Here is a 16,708-nt window from a genome sequence, read left to right on the forward strand (position 1 = left end):
ATTTATGGCTGAGTCTAGGCATTGGCTAATATATTTTTCTACATTATAAACTGGGATTATGATTGATACTTTTGAGTTAGGCATTATTTTTAATCCTTTCAAACAGCTCCATCCACTGCTTCATTACCACCTCTTTGCTAAATTTATTTTTGACTATCTCTTTGCTTTTTTCGCCCATTTTGGCTCTTAGATTCTCATCTTGCATTATGGTTTTTAATTTATTAGCATATTCATTAAGATTATTATCTTCTATTAGATATCCACTTTTTTCTTCTATTATATCGCTTGGGCCTGTGGCGATATCAAAGGCTATGGTTGGCAAGGCATAAGTCCCCGCCTCTATAAGCACCATAGGAAGACCTTCAAAGTGGCTTGCCATAGCATATATACTAGCGCTTAGATACTCACTCTCTACATCTTTAGTAAATGGTTTTAAGATTATAGAGTTAGATAAATTTAGATTTTCTATCTTAGTTTTTATCTGCTCTTTTAGATCGCCATCACCTACAATGTGTAGCTTCCAATCATTAAATTCCCCACTATCTTGGATTAACTTCCATATATCGATTAAGCGTAGGAAGCCTTTTTGATCCGTATTTGCCATACGCCCCATTGAGAGCACGACTTTTTGAGAGTAATTGGTGTTTAAATTTGAGATATTTGGAATGAAATTTGGGATTATATAAAAATTAGAATTTGGGTATTTTGTTTTAAATTTATTAATATCATGATTAGATAATAAAACAATATTTTTATAAATATTTAGATCTATTTGCCATTTTTCATAAGCATCAAAAGAATTATGTACAACTTTAATAATTTTATCTTGCATTTTTTTTAATATTTTAGTCAAACTGTTATCAAAATGAGTATGACATATTATAAAATCCGGATTAAATTCATTTATTGCTTGCTTAAACACGGCTCTTTTTTTGATTGCATTCCATTTTTTTATAGGCATTATTAATCTTTTTATCTCGTGTAAAATCTTTGCTAATCCTTTAGGTTTTGCATTTTCTTTAATAAATCTAATTACAACTTCTTGGTGATATTCATAAGGACATTGCTTACTAAGTGCAATACTAAAAACCATCACTTCATATCCACTAGCAATTAAAGAATTACTAAAATTGCATATAACTCTCTCAGCGCCACCTCCATAACTAATATCATCGTATATCATCAATATTTTATTTTTCATTCAACCCCCAAACTCCACTTTAACCTATTAAATCTATATATAATTTTATTCTTTATTTTAATTAGTTTTTTATCATATGGGTTATTTAAATTTAGCATTAATTTTAAATGTTGTTTTTTAATTTTTTTATCTTTATTTAATGAGCCATCAAATTTATCTAAATAATATTTAGACGTTCTAACAAACTCCTCCTTATAGTTAGTTAAAGATAGCTTAGAATCTATAGCACCGCATATAAAACTATAAAAATCAATTTTTAATTCATTCATTAAATTCTGCTCTATTAAGAAATTTTCTATTAAATCAAAAGTTTTAAAAATATCAAAAGTTCTTTTGCTTTTTGCACTAGATGTCATTATAGAGCCTTCTCTAATACGGTAATAATATAAAGCTTCATCTAAAAATGCGATTCTTTTAGCTAGTATTAAGGATTTGATATGCGGATATATATCTTCAAAAAGTAAATTTTGCGGATAGAATTCTTCATTTTTCCATAGATAATTTATTAAAAATTCATATGAATACAAATGACAATATGCCATACAACAACTAGAAAATAAAACTGATTTAATTTCGTCAAAACTACATACATCATTTTTTCTAATTTTATAACACTTATTTGTATACCAAGGATCTTTTTTATCTATTTTATTAGTTGCTTCAATATATCGTGCAATCTCCATTATACATATATCCGAATTAGATTCTTCTGACTTAGTATATAGTTTTTCTAAAGCTTGAATATCTAGCCAATCATCTGAATCTGCAAAATAGATATATTTAGGATTTATATTGCTATCTATTAGATATTTTATACCTGAATTTCTAGCCGCACCAAGTCCGCCATTTATCTTATCTACGATATGAATTCTACTATCGTTTTTAGCATACTCTTTTAAAATTTCTAAACTAGAATCAGTTGAACCATCATTTATACAGATTATTGCTATATCTTTTAAAGTTTGATTAATTACTGAGTCTAGGCACTCTCTTAAATATTTTTCTACATTATATACAGGGATTATTATTGATACTTTTGGATTAGACATTATTTTCCTTTAAATCCCAAATTTAACTCTTAATTTGCGTCTAATCACAAACCACCTACCCTCTATAAAAGCCCCAATCTTATCCATCAGCCCAAATTTACCCTCTTTAATTTTCAATCTCCTTTTAAGGATATCGCACTCATGTACACCAAGCGATATATAGAGCTTTTGCCATCGCTTATCGCATGGATTTTTCCCTGCGAACTCCCTCATCTTGCCAATGACCATCTCAAAGCTATCTATACAATTTTTTAGATTTTCTATGCTTTTATCATTGGTGCTTGATCTTGGATTATATCTATAATAATAGAGCATATCAGATATGAAATTTAGCCTTTGGCAATTATGATAAATCACAAACATAGCTAGCACATCCTCGGCCATTATAAGCCTTGAATTAATACTGATTAAAAAATCCAAATTCGCTTGATAGATATCCCTTTTAATCAGTCTACCCCAGATATTCCAAGATATATTTTTACTTCCAAAAAGCCAACTAGCAAATTCATCCCCACTATCAAAGCTAGATCTCTCAAACTCGCTAAACACACTAGCGCTATTATTATTCCAATAATAACTCCCAAATGTAACTACATCATAATACCCATTTTTAGTAGCATTATAAGCTATCTCACAAGCCCTTAAATCCAAAAAATCATCAGAATCTAAAAATACCAAATACTCGCCATTAGCTGCTAAAACAGCGTTATTTCTACTAGTAAATGGCCCTTGATTGTAGCTATTTTTAATTATCTTTATTCTATTATCATTTTTAGCATACTCTTTGGCAATATCCATACTATTATCACTGCCACAATCATCTACTATGATAATCTCTATATCTTTTAAACTTTGATTTATGGCTGAGTCTAAGCATTGGCTGATATATTTTTCTACATTATAAACTGGAATTATGATTGATACTTTTACATCACCCAAGATAAATCTCCAAATTTTACTAATATAAATCTTACCATATTTTGCTATAATTCAAGCTAAAAAAGGCTTAAAATGTTCCATATAGTATTTAGCGCAGATGAAAACTATATCAAATACACAGCGGTACTTATAAATAGCATTATCAAAAATACAAATTTAAATCTAAATTTCAAAGATTTTTGTCAAAAGCCTACCCCGCAAATGCCACCTAATAGCTCATTTAGTAGCTATGAAAATTTAAATTTCGATGATTTAAGCGCTGAAAATAGAGCTGAAGGCTATGTATTTCACATATTAAGCGACCAAATCTCCACCGCCACGCAAAATAAGCTAAAAGCCCTAGAAAAGAGCCTTAATGAGATTTACCCTTGCTTAATTACCGCTCATATTTTAAATGATGATGAGTTTAGTGATTTTCCACTTTCTGGGGCGGCGCATAGCAACTTTTTGCCTTATTACCGATTAAAACTCAAAAACTATCTTAATCCAATCGTGGATAGATGCTTATATCTAGATTCTGATATGCTCTGCCTTTGCGATTTAAGGGAGCTTTTTGCTATTGATTTAAAGGATAATATCCTAGCTGCTATCAATGACCCCGGAAGCAAAAAACGAAAGATCAAATTCAAACAAAACAACAATATAATCACCCATAAATTTACAAATGACTACTTCAATTCTGGATTTTTACTCATCAACACAAAGGCTTATATAGAGAATAAAATAGAACAAAAATGCCAATCCCTAGCCCAAAATGCCACCTATATAAAAGCTGCCGATCAAGATCTATTAAACGCTACAATCCCAGCAAATAAACTCTTAAAGCTACCTATTAGCTATAATTTTTCATCCATTAGCTTCTGTTTTGCGATCTGTAAAGATGAGCAAAATCACCGCCTTAACTGCTCTAGGGCTGAGTTTATGCAAAGCTACAAAGAGCCTAAAATCATCCATTATGGCGAAAAGCCTTGGCGGTTTTTAAAAAGCTATACCGATAGCCAAAATCGAAATATCAATGATATTTGGTGGGAGTATGCTGCTAGCACACCAGAGTTTAGAGATGAGCTTATGGCTATGAGAAATGATATAAATGAGTATAAGATTTTTGCTACTTTAGGCTTTGAGATTTTAAAAGCTTTAAAAAGCATTTTTGGCTATTTTGTGATAAAAAATTTAATAGATAAACCACTAGATAATCTAAATTTAAATAGCGAAATTCCAGATGATATTTTCGGGCTTTGCTGTATTTTAGGCGAGATGATAATACACGCCAAAAGACACAAAAAGAGTCCTCTAAGCGTGATATTAAAAGCTTATAAAATGAAAACCACATTTACCAAATACAACACAAAAAATTTTCTATAAGCTAAATTCAAAACAGAGCCAAATTCCGCACAATTGCGTAAATTCGCAAAGTATTAACTTCTTAAATTCCCAACTTTGCGAATTTTTTAATACTCAATTTTTTAAATTCGCAAAGTTTTGTAAAATAGCTTAAAATCCCAAATTCACACCGCCGCCATCATTTAATTGGTAGTTTGCATCACGACCTTCGCTATATCCTGGGCCAGAACCACCGCCTAATGGCCGACAAATGTAGCCTTCTTTCATTTGACCATCTATGATCTTAGCATAGCTTAGCTTTGGATCGGCTCTAGTAATTTCTACTTGCCCAGCCCTAGTTTCTACTCTCATATCGCTTGTGCTTTGTTTGGTGTAACTATCTTTTAGAGCTTTGCCTTGAGAAAAGCACTCAAATCTCTCGCCTACGCTTAAATTTTGTGTAAATACCACTTCTTGCCCATTTACACTAGCGATTTTTAAGGGATAAATAGCATTTAATATATCGCTTGTTATCTTATCAGCGATTTTTTTGAATGCCGCTTCATTTGATTTTAGATCATCTTTTACGCTTACACTCATTGCAAGAGTATTACTATATTTCACTTCCCTAGTGGCAAATAAAATCACTTGATAATCCACTGCAACTTCTGCTTTTGTGATATTTTGGCCAGTTAGATTACTCTGTTTTGTTCTAGCTTGTGCGGCCTTAATATCAAAAATCATAAGATAATCACTACCAAGAACATTTTTAAGCTTATATATTTCATCACTATTAGCATTGCTACTTTTAATCAAAGCCTTTTCCATCTCATAGTATCCACCATTATCTCTATCTAGGATATTAAATTTTCTTGATTTAGTTAAATTTGAGATTATATGAGTTTTTAGGTTTTCGCCAAGCCCTCTAGTATCTCCATAACTAGCGTTAAATACCGCTAAACTTCTTCTTTGTTTATTATCTAAGCCTGGGGCTTTATAGCTTTTTGTGGTTTTTGAGTTTTTTATCTCAACTACTACGACATAACTGCCGCCGCTTTGGCTTTCGCTAATGACATCGTAAGTGTCAAATTTTCCGCCAGTTTGTTTGCTAATTTGGTCGCTATAAACTTTTGTGAAATCTCTATCTTTATTATGTTGAACTGAGTTTGTTCCCATAAAAATGTTTGAGTTCATTTTGGCACCATTCATTTTTGAAATAGCTTCAATCAATGCTTTATTTACAGCTTCTTCGTATGTTGTGCCCGTGCCTTTTCCTTGTGCTGTTTTCGTGCTAGTGTGAGTTACGACTTCACTATAAGATAGAGAAAATAAAAGAAAAAATAAAAATAAAATTTTTTTCATTTCATACCTCTAAAAATCATCTACTTCAATATTTGTAGTGCGTTTAACACCAGCTTGTGTTTTTATCTTTTTAGGCTTTTCCTCTTTTAAAGTAAAGCTATCATTAGCTGCATTAATACTGTCCATTGAATAATACCTTATAACACCTACAACTTCAGTATCCCCAAAATCTACATTCCAAGTTCTGGCATCTTCTAATCCTATTAAGTTCATAGATGACGAGCTAGCAAAATCTTTTGACATTTCTTTTATTATGGCATTTTTCTTTTCTTTTTTAGATGCCCCCATTGTAGTTTTGCCATCTTGCCTAGCTGCTTTTTTCATAGCATCTACTGTTTTTTGTTGTACTTTGGTGTCTTTAATAAAAGCATCTACATTAGAATTTAAGAAATTTGAAATAAACTTATCAGCCATGCCCCTTGCTCTTTCTTTGGCTTCTCCTCTATAATCAGCATTCATACCATCTTCTTTGATAAAGCTATCCATACCATAAGCGATTAAGGCAGGACGGCAATTTTCATTATAGAAAAATTTCAAACCAAAAGTAGATGTTAATTGCTCATCTTCTAATGCATCTACTATATCCTCGGCACTTTTACATTGAGTTGCATCTTCTATTTTAGCACTTTGCTTACCAGCGGCTAAATCACGAGCTAATTGTAAAGATCTTTGAGTAGTATATGCTAAAACACCTATTTCAATCTCTCCATTTTCACTAGATGTTATAATGAAGTTTTCATATGGAATTAGCCCTTGTATGCTATCAAAGCCTTCTTTTGTGAAACCTTCAGTAAAAGCCTTATTAAAAATATTTTGAGAAACTTCTGCTTCAATTTTTTTCTTTTCTTCTTCTGGTTTTTCGCCTAGTGCTTTATTGATAACTTTTGTAACCAAACCGAAAATATCTTCTATTTTAGAATTTGATTCTAATTCATCTAGCTCACTATTTACTTGCTTTTCTAATTCTTTTTGAAGCATGTCATCTGGTATTGTCTTTCTATGATATTTATATGCTTCTTCAATAGCTACTTTTCCAGCTTTTGCTAAAACCATTTGTGCTTTTAGTTCCAAAACAGCTTGATTGTATGCCGAAGTAAGATAATCAAAATATTGACTATCATCAGGACTAGCATCAACCGAAGCAGTAGCAGTATACACTTTTATTTTAAATCCACGACTTTTTGCTTTCTTTTCCATTTCTCTTTTTGCTTTTTGTAAAAGATCTTCCATATTTTCTTTTTTTGGTTTTTTAGCATTATTTATTTCTTTTTCTAATGTGCTAGGCTCTATAACCTCAGCCGTTTTATCCCCCATCCCAAAAGCTAGTGAGGCACAAACTGCTAGTGATAACAATATCTTTTTCATTTAGTGTCCTTTAGTTGAAAGTAAATTTAAGTTTTTAAATGCAGATATTAGGAATTCTAAAATAAAATTTAAAACAAAGGTAGAATTCTAGAATTCCTAAATTTTAAATCAAATTTCTACCAGCTCACGCTTTTTGAGCTACCTAGTTTTTTGATCTCTTTTTCATCTTCCCAGTAAGCAAGACCGCTATTTAAGTCAGTTAAGCGAAGTAAAAAGAAGTACTCAACTCTAGTTTTTCCACCTACTTGGATATTGTCTTGGCGGATCTTTCCAGATAAAGAAAAATCAGGAGCAACCATAGTACCTTTCTTAGCTATTGTTTTTTGATTAAACTCATCGTTATCTCTTAGCTCTCTTACATCTTCACTCATGCTATCAAGCGCCCCACCAGCAGCTACTGCTGTTGTTAGCACAAATTTGCCAGACTGTCTCATCGCCCTTGTGATTTTGGCTGTTAGCTTCTCTGTATCTATGCGAAGAGCAGTGTCATTTTTAACTCTACCGATAGCTACAACTTTTCTGACCCCTGGCTTTTGATTAGCAAATGCTGGATCACTAAGCAAACTATTTATCATAGTCTCAGCTGCTAGCTCAAAGTCATCACCACTTAGTTGCATAGTACTCATATCTCCGCTACTGCCTGCACTTGTATTGCCTACGCTTGGCTGCGTGGCACAACCTGATAAAAGCAAGGCAAATGCACTTGCTAAAACTAAAAATGATTTTTTCATTTTGATCCTTTTGAAGTGAAATAAATTTTAAAGCTTTTTGCTCTTTTATCTTGTGCGATTTTATTTAGCACAAATTCTCTATGGGCTTTAAGCTCAATACTATGATAGTGTTCATCTATGGAGTTTCTAAGGACAAATCCACTATCATCTAGCCAGTCAATTTTATAAAAAATAGTTTTATCAAATTTACTTTTCAAGATAACTTGAGCTTGTAACAGTCCAAGAGCGTTAAAGTTTTTTCTAATATCGCTTACGATATCCATATCGATACTCTCAAAGCTTACTAAGCTAGAATCATAGATGCGGTCTTGTAAAACCACATCTTGATTATTAGCGCAACTTACAAATAATAAGCCAAATAATAAAATAATAAATTTTTTCATTATTTTTCCATTACTACAACCAAAGGTTTGCTACCACTTACAGAACGAACCCAGATTAGAGCGTTTTTATTTTTTTCTATATTGCCTTTTGATATTTCGTTACCATTGCTATCTTTGATGATATATGAGCCCGTATTTTCCACCATAGCGATACTTGCTGTTTTTGGTAGACTTAGCCAACTTCTAGTATCGGTTTTATTTATTTCTGATAGCAAGGCTCCAGCCCCTAGACTAGCTAAGCCGCCAGCAACACCGCTTGTATTATTTGCAACCGCACCAGCTGCTGCTCCTTTTGCTACGCTAGACATTATGCTATTTAGTATAATCCCAGGAAGTTCTATTTTAAACTCTGTAGCAAAAATATCATCAAAATTTGCTATTTCAAAGCTTTGTTCTCCATTTAAACTAATTGTTTTTAGACCAGCATCTCTCTTGACTATTTTTGGAAAGGCTAAGGAAGTAGCTGTTATCTTGCCATTTATTGGCAATGGAATTGTTAGTTTAAACTCATCTTTTTCAGAGCCTAACCCATCTTCAAATGCTAAGAAAATGTAGTTTTTACCACCTTTTACGCTATTTGCTGCTTTACTGAAGTTTTTCTCAAAAGGCACTGCTTTTTTATTTATCGCTGAGATTTCTTTAAATTTATCTATGGCCTTTGCGTAGTCTTTATCCATAAAACTAAAAACGGCTTGAGCGTAGCTAGCATAAGGGTTTGTAAAATCCTTTGCTATATTATACCCATCAAAAAGGTGCTCATACTCGCTTTTTATTTCTTTGATGCCGTCTTGGACTTCTTTTGTGTAGTTAGGATCTTTTTTAGCTTTTTCTTGTTTTTTCTTTTCTTTTGCTATTTCTTGTTTGAAGTATTCTTTTGCCACCTCTTGGCGTAGTGCTACTCTATTAAACTCAACCCTAGCATTTTCATAATCTCCAAGACTCATAAAGTTAAATCCTTTATAAGTATTTACCATTATTCTTTCATACATATTTCCATCATAGTCGTTAAAAGCATCGCTCAATACTAGGTTTGTTGCAATCTTTGCTCCTTTTTTACCTATGCTTTCTAAATCAACATCATTTTTGTATTTACTCTCAGCAAGGTCAAAAAACTCATTGCTTTTATTAAAATCCCCGCAAGACCTAGCAATGCTACCTGCATTAATAGCTACAAAAATAGGATCATCATTTTTATTTACTTTCTCCATTTGTTTTTGTAAGAAGTCTGTATTTTGACAGTTTGGATTTGCAAATTCTTGTTTAAAATCCATCTGCGAATTTGAAGTACCTAAGATAGAGCCAGCACATCCACAAAATACTGATGCACAAAGAGCAAAAGCCATATATTTTTTCATATTTTTCCTTTTTATTAAAAAATTGTTTGTAATTATAGCCCCCCTCTTATTAATTTAATCTTAAAAATTTATTTATAAAAAATTGATTTATTCCGTTTGAGTCAATTTGATACAGGCTTTTTGCTTTTGCTTACTTGATTAGCAAAAGACGAATAAAAAAAGCGTGTAAGCTGGTATGTGGTGCTATGGAGATCTTTAAACTAATAGTAGCAAAAAAGCAGTCAATCTACATCAAAATATAAATAGAGTAAATAAAATTAAAATATAATTAAAACTAAAATTCCTAGTATAATTTGGCAAAAATTCTGTAAGAATTCCAAATTTGGCAAATTTGAAATTCTTAGTGATTTTATTATATTTCTTTAGATTTAAGTAGGTGAATTTAAATCAAATTTAAAATTTCCAATATCCTACCCATATCAATATCAAAGCCCAAAATCTTTGCTCCTAAAAGTCCATCAACTGCTAAAATAGCTGGCAAAACTAAGGCCATCTCAACTGTTGAGCCAGTCTTTACTGCTATTTTCTTAGGCAAAATTCGAGCCACAAAACGCTTTTTAAATGGATAAAAATATCCCTGTATTCCACTAGGTGTTAGCATATCCCCGACATGATGCATAATCATACCAAATCCTAGCGCCCCCCATGCAATCTGCCCAAAAATCGCCCACGCTACAAAAAGCAGCACCGGAATAAATAAAAAATGTGTTGGTCCACGATGTTTAAAAAATGTCGCAGTAATCTGCGAAATCAGTGGAAATTTGCGTGAAATAAAGCTTCTAGGCTCATCAATATCAGGCAAAACAGAACCAAATAAAATCAACCCCACCACATAAGCAGTTTGTGTTTTATCTAAATTTGCCACACCGCTTAAATCTACTGCGCCCACAAAGCCCATCGCTCCAAGGGCTCCAATTGCTAAATGCGTTCTAAATGTCAAAACTATCTCCAATCCACAAGCCTAAAACTGCTGCAAATAGCACGCCAAGGCTAAAAATAAAAGTAAATTTAAAATAATCTAAAAGGGATATTTTCACCCCACGAAGCTTAAGATTTGCAAGCCATAAAAGCGTAGCTAGCGAACCAATTGGCGTAAGCTTTGAACCGATATTACACCCTAGTAAATGAGCATAAATCAGCCCCATATCAGCACCAAAATCCCTAAGCGCAAGATCTCCTAGCATTACCATTGGCAAGTTATTAATTAATGCTGAGCCAATACTGGAACCAAGTGCGATACCAAGAAGCGAACTAAATCTATCAAGCCCAGCAAGCATCTGGATATTTTGGCGTAAAAACTCCAAAATCCCAGCCATTCCAACACCATAAACCATCACAAAAAGCCCTACGCTAAAGACTACTACGCCAAAAGGTGCACGCTTAAAAAGTGCAAATTTGCCACTATCTTGCATCATTATAGAAATTAGTGCAACCAGCAAGATAAATAGGCTAATTGGCAACTCCATTTCTTCAAAAACCATACTCCCAACAGGCAGCAAAATCAGCAAAAATATACACGCCAAAAATCTCCCAGACCCAATCCTTCTAGCTGGCAGCTTAAACTCTAGCACTGCAGGAAGTCGCCTAGCTAACACCAACCAAAACAACACGCACGCAGCAATAAAAGCAAAAATTTGGGCTAAAACCATCGCCTCAAAATACTCTTTAAATGAGAGATTAAAAAGCTTTGCAGTTATGATATTGGTTAAATTTGAGATAATCAAAGCATTAGAACCAAAATCACTCAAAAAACCAAAAAATAATAAAAATGCCACTAAGGGTGTGGTTATACTTAGCTCATCTTTAGTATTAGAAAATAGTGCAAAAACTAAAGGGGTTAGCACTAAAATTGCCCCATCATTTGCTAAAAATGTAGCTACAAATAGACCCAATCCCATCATAAGAGCAAAAAATTTAAGCGTTCCAATCCTATAAATTCCACCACTACCTTTAGCAAATTTTCCAATAATTCTCCCAGCCAAAGCGTCAAAAAATCCCATCTGCTCAAACGCCATAGCAATTATAATTAGCCCCACTAGCACCAAAGTAGAATCCCATACCATTGCTAATACGCCAAAGGCAGATGAGATGCTCACCACGCCAAGTATCATAGCCGCTATCGCACCTGCAACCGCACTAGCCCACACCGGAAGTCCAAACGGCCTAGTATAAATTAGCGCCATTGAAATAGCAAAAATCGCAAACGCCACTCTAGTTACTTGCCTTCATATCAATCACATATCTAAACTGCCCTGAGCCGTTTGTTAGCTTTTCATACGCCTCATCAATCTGATTTGGAGTAATAAGTATAGTTTCTGGATAAATTTCATTGTCAAGCGAAAAATCCAACATCTCTTGGGTCTCTTTAATTCCCCCAATTAATGAACCATAAATTTTCTTACCAGCCTTATGTACTAGATCAATTATACTCACACTTGGTGCTTCTTTATAAGGTGGCAGCCCTACAATAGCTAACTCTCCTCCAAATTTAAGCAGATCAATATATGCTATAACATCATATGATGTTGGAATTGTCGAGATAATCAGATCAAATCTTTCATTAACGATATTTTTATCTGTATTTGTATAAAAACTAGTAGCACCAAGGGCTAGAGCATCGGCCTTTTTATTCTCATTTCTAGCAAATACACTAACTTGTGCGCCCATTTTGACTGCGTATTTTAGCGCCATCATTCCAAGCCCACCAAATCCAGCTACACCAACCTTATCACCGGCTTTAATTTTAGAAAATTTAAGTGGTGAATATGTAGTAATTCCAGCACAAAGTAGTGGAGCTACTTTATCTAATGGGGCGTTTGCTCGAACTTTAATGGCGAAATTTTGACTTACTACAATGTTGCTTGAGTATCCACCAAATGTTATCTTGCCACCATGGAAAAAGTCAGGGCAATTATAGGTATAAACTGTTTTTCCTTGCTGACAAAACTGCTCTTGACTAGCCTTACACGCCTCGCACTCACCGCAGCTATTTACCATACAACCAACTCCAGCATAGTCGCCAATTTTAAATTTAGTTACATTTTTACCTACAGCTATTACCTGACCTGCGATCTCATGACCTGGAATACATGGATAGCTCGTACCACCCCATTCATCTTTGGCCGTGTGAATATCGCTATGGCAAATTCCCGAATATAGAATTTCAATTAATATATCATTATCTCCTACACTATGACGGGTAAATTCAATTGGAGTGAATTTAGAATCCTTAGATAACATCGCATAACCAGTGGCTGGAATTGTAAAAATATTGTTCATTTTATAACCTTTTTTTGAATTTTATATTATTTAAATTTAGGTAATTTTATCTAAGTTTAGTAAAAATTAGGATGATTTAAATCAAATTTATACTTTAAATCGTCATTGCAAATTTTTAATAAATATAAAGTAATTTTTTACATAAGTGTTATTTGATAAATATTACTAGAATTTAATAAACCCTCGCAATGGCTAAGCATTGCGAGTAAATTTAAGCTACTGTAGTAGTCTTAATATATTTTGTTGTACAGCATTTGCTTGACTCATAGCATAGCTTCCACTTTGGGCTAGTATGTTAAATTTAGAGAAGTTTGCACTCTCACTAGCAAAGTCTACATCTCTTATTTGAGATTTGGCTGATTTTACATTTACTTGAGTAACTGTAATATTATTTATAGTAGCTACTAATTGATTTTGTACTGAACCTAGGTCAGCTCTTAGCTTGTCTAGACTTTTTCTAGCTGATTCAGCTACATCTATCATAGCTTGGGCACCACCATATTTTATCACAAAAACTTGCCCACGAAATTTTTATATATAAGGCAAGGCTGAGAGTATAATTTCAGCGGTTTTTATATGAGATTTTATTTCCTTTTAATATAACTAAAATTAATTTGTTGTTTTAATTAAATTGTTTTTTTCTACAAAAGAAATAAAATCATTTATAATATTATTATTTCTTTCTATTATTTCGGTTTTGCCAAATTCGCTATAGTTTTTATGTATAGAGTTTAATTCATTATTTTGTGATTTTTTATAATGTTTTTCTTTGTCAGCAAAACTAAAATCACTTGCTCTAATGTTTATTTTTCGTTCCAAAAGGACTTTATTGCCAATAAATTCTATTTCATTGCCACTAAAATTTTCTCTTTTTGCTCTTTCTTTTGCGTAAATATGTTCTATTTGAAATTGCTCAGTTAATTCCGGTGTTTTCTGGGTGCTATCTTTTAAAAACCACCAAGTAAGCATAGAACGAGTTATTGAATTATTATTGCTAAATTTTTGATTTTGTATAAATGTTTTTAAATTTTCTTTTTCAAACAAAAACTTTGAAAAATCCATTTCCTTGTCGTTAATAATATCTATCATAGCACTATAAATAGGTATTCTTAGCTGAGAGACGCTAGGATATATAAAAGAATACGCAAAAATAAACGCTGTTATTTTCTCTAAAAATTTAGCAAATTTTATATTATCAAGCTGGTTTTGCTCATCCTTATTTTTCATAAAATATACAGAAGTGATATTTGCCCACATTATATTTGGGGCATAGTTTAAAATAAAAAGCCATCTTAAAGTATTTTCATCAAAATAATTTTTATCTTGAATAGAAATTGCTTGCCAAAAGCTACCCAAGTTTTGCAAGTCCTCAAAAGTCCTATCGCTTTTTAATAAAGCATAATTATTCTTTTCATAAAAATCTCTCAAACCCTCTGTTGTGCTATTTTTATTACCTTTTAAAGCTCTTTGATAATACATATAACGATTAAAAATTTCATCAGTAGAAGTATTATCTTTTTTAGAAAATACCTCTTTACATAAAATTTCCAAATTTTTCCATTTTTCTATAAATTCATCTTTTTGATTTTTTGCTACATAAAATTTATAAAATTGTGCTTTAAAAATATCTGCATCAGCTAGTGGCTTGCCTCTATCATTTAAAGTAGAAAAAATCCTAAGTGCTGTTTTTTCATTATCTGCTTCAATAGGCAATAAAATACAATTATTTAAAATTCTAGTTGGTAAATAGGCGAAATAATTAGGATATTCTTTTAAAAATTCATCTACTTCTTTTTCAAAATACCTAAAATTTATGGCATACTGGCTTTTAAAATCTTTAGCATCACCAGTTTTTAGAATTTCTAAAAATTCATTCTTATGTTCATCTAAGGCTACCTGAGAATCTATTTTTAATTTTTCTTTGTTTTCATTGCCAAATTCATCACTTTTCCAAATACATTGTGCCAAGTTTTGCTTTGTTCGCATAGAATTTTCATCTTCCATTTTTTCAAGTCTTTTATAAAAAACCCTAAGCAATAGCATTAAAGTAGTAAGCCTTTGTTGCCCATCTATTACTTCAAGCTTTTTATTATTCTCAAAAGTTACAATAGGGCCTAAAAAATATTCTTCATCAGAATTAAAATTTTCAGGTTTTTTATCTGGAAAAGCGAAATCAAAAATATCTTTCCAAAGAGTTTGACACTCATCTTCTCCCCAAGCATAAGGGCGTTGATAATCAGGTATTAAAAAATCAGATCTTTTATCTTCAAATAATTGTTTAATCTTTTTTTGGTCTATGTTTAATTTTGACATTTTTTACTCCACCAAAAGTTAAGTTTGAAATTTTTGAATTTTAGCTAAATTTTTTGATTTTCACGCTTTAATTATAATTAAAATTTGATAATTTACCTCTTTTTATCCCTTTTTATCTCATTTATCTCAAAATATAATTTTATTAATCCCCTTTTATATCAAGTTTTTCAAATTAATTAATTTTATTTTAAATTTTCTTGTATTTTTTCTACTAAAAGATTAGTATCGTTGCTATTAAATATTATTTTAGCAAACTCTAAATTTTGTTTATTTGTATTTAGAATTTTTTTAATTAGTTCTTTTTGATATTCATTTTTTGCTGAACCTTTGCTTAGTGCTCTGTGGCAAGCCGGACAGAGTTTGACAAGATTTTCCAACACATCAAGCTCCTTTTCTTTGCCTACTGATATGCAATGATGAATTTCTGTATAATATCGATTTTGTCGTGTTAGAAAACTTCTATCTTTAATATCATAAATATCATTGCAAGCAGCGCAAATATCGGGTGCATAAATACGCATAAATTTTACTATATTTGTATCACGCCTAAATTCATTATTTTTCCCTTCTTCAAACTCTAAATCCTTGCGAATTTTATCAATTTCATAATTACTTAAATTTTTGCCATAAATTGTATTTAAATAAAATCCCAATCGTTCATTTATCATCGCTCTTGTAAAGCTTGGCTCATCGCACTCAAAATAGAATATTTTATCAATATCTCTTCTATAGTTAATTTCATAAACTTCTTTGATTATTTTTGCCTTATATTCATTTATCAAACCTATATTTTTAGCATACCAAAACAAATTTATGCGAAGTTGCGTGTTGCGCCTATTTTCCCCACTTACAAATTGTGATTGTAACTCTCTAAAATTTATATTAAAAACTCCTTCTGGTATATTAAAATTATCCATTAAAAGTCTTACTCTTTTTAACTCAAGTTCTGAGTTAAAAAAATAATCTTGGCTTAAATATGGCCTACTTGTATCCACGCTACCACGAATTTCAAAAAATCCTCTTATAAATGCTTTTTTATCATCATCCATAATTTCACTCATAAAAAATGGGCTTAACATAATTTTGCGAAGCAATAGCTTGTAAAATCTATCATTATTTAAATCTAAATCATTTTCTAATGCAATTTGAAATGAAGTTTTACTTTTATACTCCCAAATTCCATCACTGCTTTGATAGTTTAGCGCATCCAAATATGAGGCTAAACTACTATTATAAATGCCATCATCAAGAAATTTTGTAGATTTGTATTGAGATATAGTTTTTATAAACTCTTTTTCTATCACATACCTAGAAAAGAATGCTCCCAAAACAAAAGGGCTTTGAGTATTATTTAAAAATTCGCTAACTTTCATTTTATGTTCCTATAAATTGAATTTTTGTATTATAA

Annotated in this window: 14 protein-coding genes and 1 pseudogene; 1 reads left to right on the forward strand and 14 read right to left on the reverse strand. The window is 31.8% G+C overall.

Annotated features, from left to right (window positions below; all coding sequences use genetic code 11):
* Positions 1 to 76 precede the first annotated feature (76 nt).
* The 3 genes from CIGNP85_RS06070 to CIGNP85_RS06080 are packed head-to-tail and all read right to left on the reverse strand — an operon-like array spanning position 77 to position 3,189.
* Complete coding sequence (locus CIGNP85_RS06070) at positions 77 to 1,201, reverse strand: glycosyltransferase family 4 protein (protein ID WP_086287450.1); 1,125 nt, start codon at positions 1,199 to 1,201, stop codon at positions 77 to 79.
* Entirely contained in the window at positions 1,198 to 2,250 is a 1,053-nt protein-coding gene (locus CIGNP85_RS06075; protein WP_086287452.1) for a glycosyltransferase family 2 protein, read from the reverse strand. Before CIGNP85_RS06075 ends, CIGNP85_RS06070 begins: the two co-directional genes overlap by 4 nt.
* 9 nt (positions 2,251 to 2,259) lie before the next feature.
* Positions 2,260 to 3,189 carry a glycosyltransferase family 2 protein gene (locus CIGNP85_RS06080; RefSeq protein ID WP_179187390.1) on the reverse strand — a complete coding sequence of 310 codons (930 nt, stop codon included), beginning with the start codon at positions 3,187 to 3,189 and terminating at the stop codon, positions 2,260 to 2,262.
* 72 nt (positions 3,190 to 3,261) lie between these two features.
* Here CIGNP85_RS06080 and CIGNP85_RS06085 point away from each other — a divergent pair, with 72 nt between their 5' ends.
* A complete protein-coding gene (locus tag CIGNP85_RS06085; protein ID WP_086287456.1) occupies positions 3,262 to 4,554 on the forward strand; it encodes a glycosyltransferase family 8 protein in 1,293 nt (430 codons plus the stop codon).
* A 129-nt stretch (positions 4,555 to 4,683) separates the two neighbouring features.
* On the opposite strand, the gene CIGNP85_RS06090 is transcribed toward CIGNP85_RS06085, so the two are convergent.
* The 11 genes and pseudogenes from CIGNP85_RS06090 to CIGNP85_RS06140 all read right to left on the reverse strand — a co-directional run bounded on the left by CIGNP85_RS06090 (position 4,684) and on the right by CIGNP85_RS06140 (position 16,673).
* Positions 4,684 to 5,874 carry a CsgG/HfaB family protein gene (locus CIGNP85_RS06090; RefSeq protein WP_086287458.1) on the reverse strand — a complete coding sequence of 397 codons (1,191 nt, stop codon included), beginning with the start codon at positions 5,872 to 5,874 and terminating at the stop codon, positions 4,684 to 4,686.
* A gap of 9 nt (positions 5,875 to 5,883) precedes the next feature.
* A complete protein-coding gene (locus CIGNP85_RS06095; RefSeq protein ID WP_086287460.1) occupies positions 5,884 to 7,239 on the reverse strand; it encodes a hypothetical protein in 1,356 nt (451 codons plus the stop codon).
* Positions 7,240 to 7,355: 116 nt separating this feature from the next.
* Entirely contained in the window at positions 7,356 to 7,970 is a 615-nt protein-coding gene (lpoB, locus tag CIGNP85_RS06100; RefSeq protein ID WP_086241394.1) for a penicillin-binding protein activator LpoB, read from the reverse strand.
* A complete protein-coding gene (locus CIGNP85_RS06105) occupies positions 7,967 to 8,353 on the reverse strand; it encodes a YcfL family protein (RefSeq protein ID WP_086226096.1) in 387 nt (128 codons plus the stop codon). Before CIGNP85_RS06105 ends, lpoB begins: the two co-directional genes overlap by 4 nt.
* Entirely contained in the window at positions 8,353 to 9,708 is a 1,356-nt protein-coding gene (locus tag CIGNP85_RS06110) for a hypothetical protein (RefSeq protein WP_086243240.1), read from the reverse strand. The genes CIGNP85_RS06105 and CIGNP85_RS06110 overlap by 1 nt, the downstream gene beginning before the upstream one ends.
* Before the next feature lie 382 nt (positions 9,709 to 10,090).
* The gene (locus CIGNP85_RS06115) at positions 10,091 to 10,660 is read right to left on the reverse strand and encodes a metal-dependent hydrolase (protein ID WP_086287461.1); all 570 of its coding nucleotides are present in this window, start codon (positions 10,658 to 10,660) and stop codon (positions 10,091 to 10,093) included.
* Complete coding sequence (locus CIGNP85_RS06120; protein WP_086287463.1) at positions 10,638 to 11,918, reverse strand: ArsB/NhaD family transporter; 1,281 nt, start codon at positions 11,916 to 11,918, stop codon at positions 10,638 to 10,640. Before CIGNP85_RS06120 ends, CIGNP85_RS06115 begins: the two co-directional genes overlap by 23 nt.
* A gap of 1 nt (position 11,919) precedes the next feature.
* On the reverse strand, positions 11,920 to 12,987 hold the full coding sequence (locus CIGNP85_RS06125) for an NAD(P)-dependent alcohol dehydrogenase (protein ID WP_086287465.1): 1,068 nt from the start codon (positions 12,985 to 12,987) through the stop codon (positions 11,920 to 11,922).
* A gap of 216 nt (positions 12,988 to 13,203) precedes the next feature.
* A pseudogene (locus tag CIGNP85_RS06130) lies at positions 13,204 to 13,482 on the reverse strand (flagellin); the annotation flags it as partial.
* A gap of 114 nt (positions 13,483 to 13,596) precedes the next feature.
* Entirely contained in the window at positions 13,597 to 15,300 is a 1,704-nt protein-coding gene (locus CIGNP85_RS06135; RefSeq protein WP_086287467.1) for a DUF262 domain-containing protein, read from the reverse strand.
* 182 nt (positions 15,301 to 15,482) lie between these two features.
* A complete protein-coding gene (locus CIGNP85_RS06140; protein WP_086287469.1) occupies positions 15,483 to 16,673 on the reverse strand; it encodes an HNH endonuclease in 1,191 nt (396 codons plus the stop codon).
* Positions 16,674 to 16,708 lie beyond the last annotated feature (35 nt).

It is taken from the genome of Campylobacter sp. P0085 (assembly GCF_002139495.1).
Lineage (GTDB): Bacteria > Campylobacterota > Campylobacteria > Campylobacterales > Campylobacteraceae > Campylobacter > Campylobacter devanensis.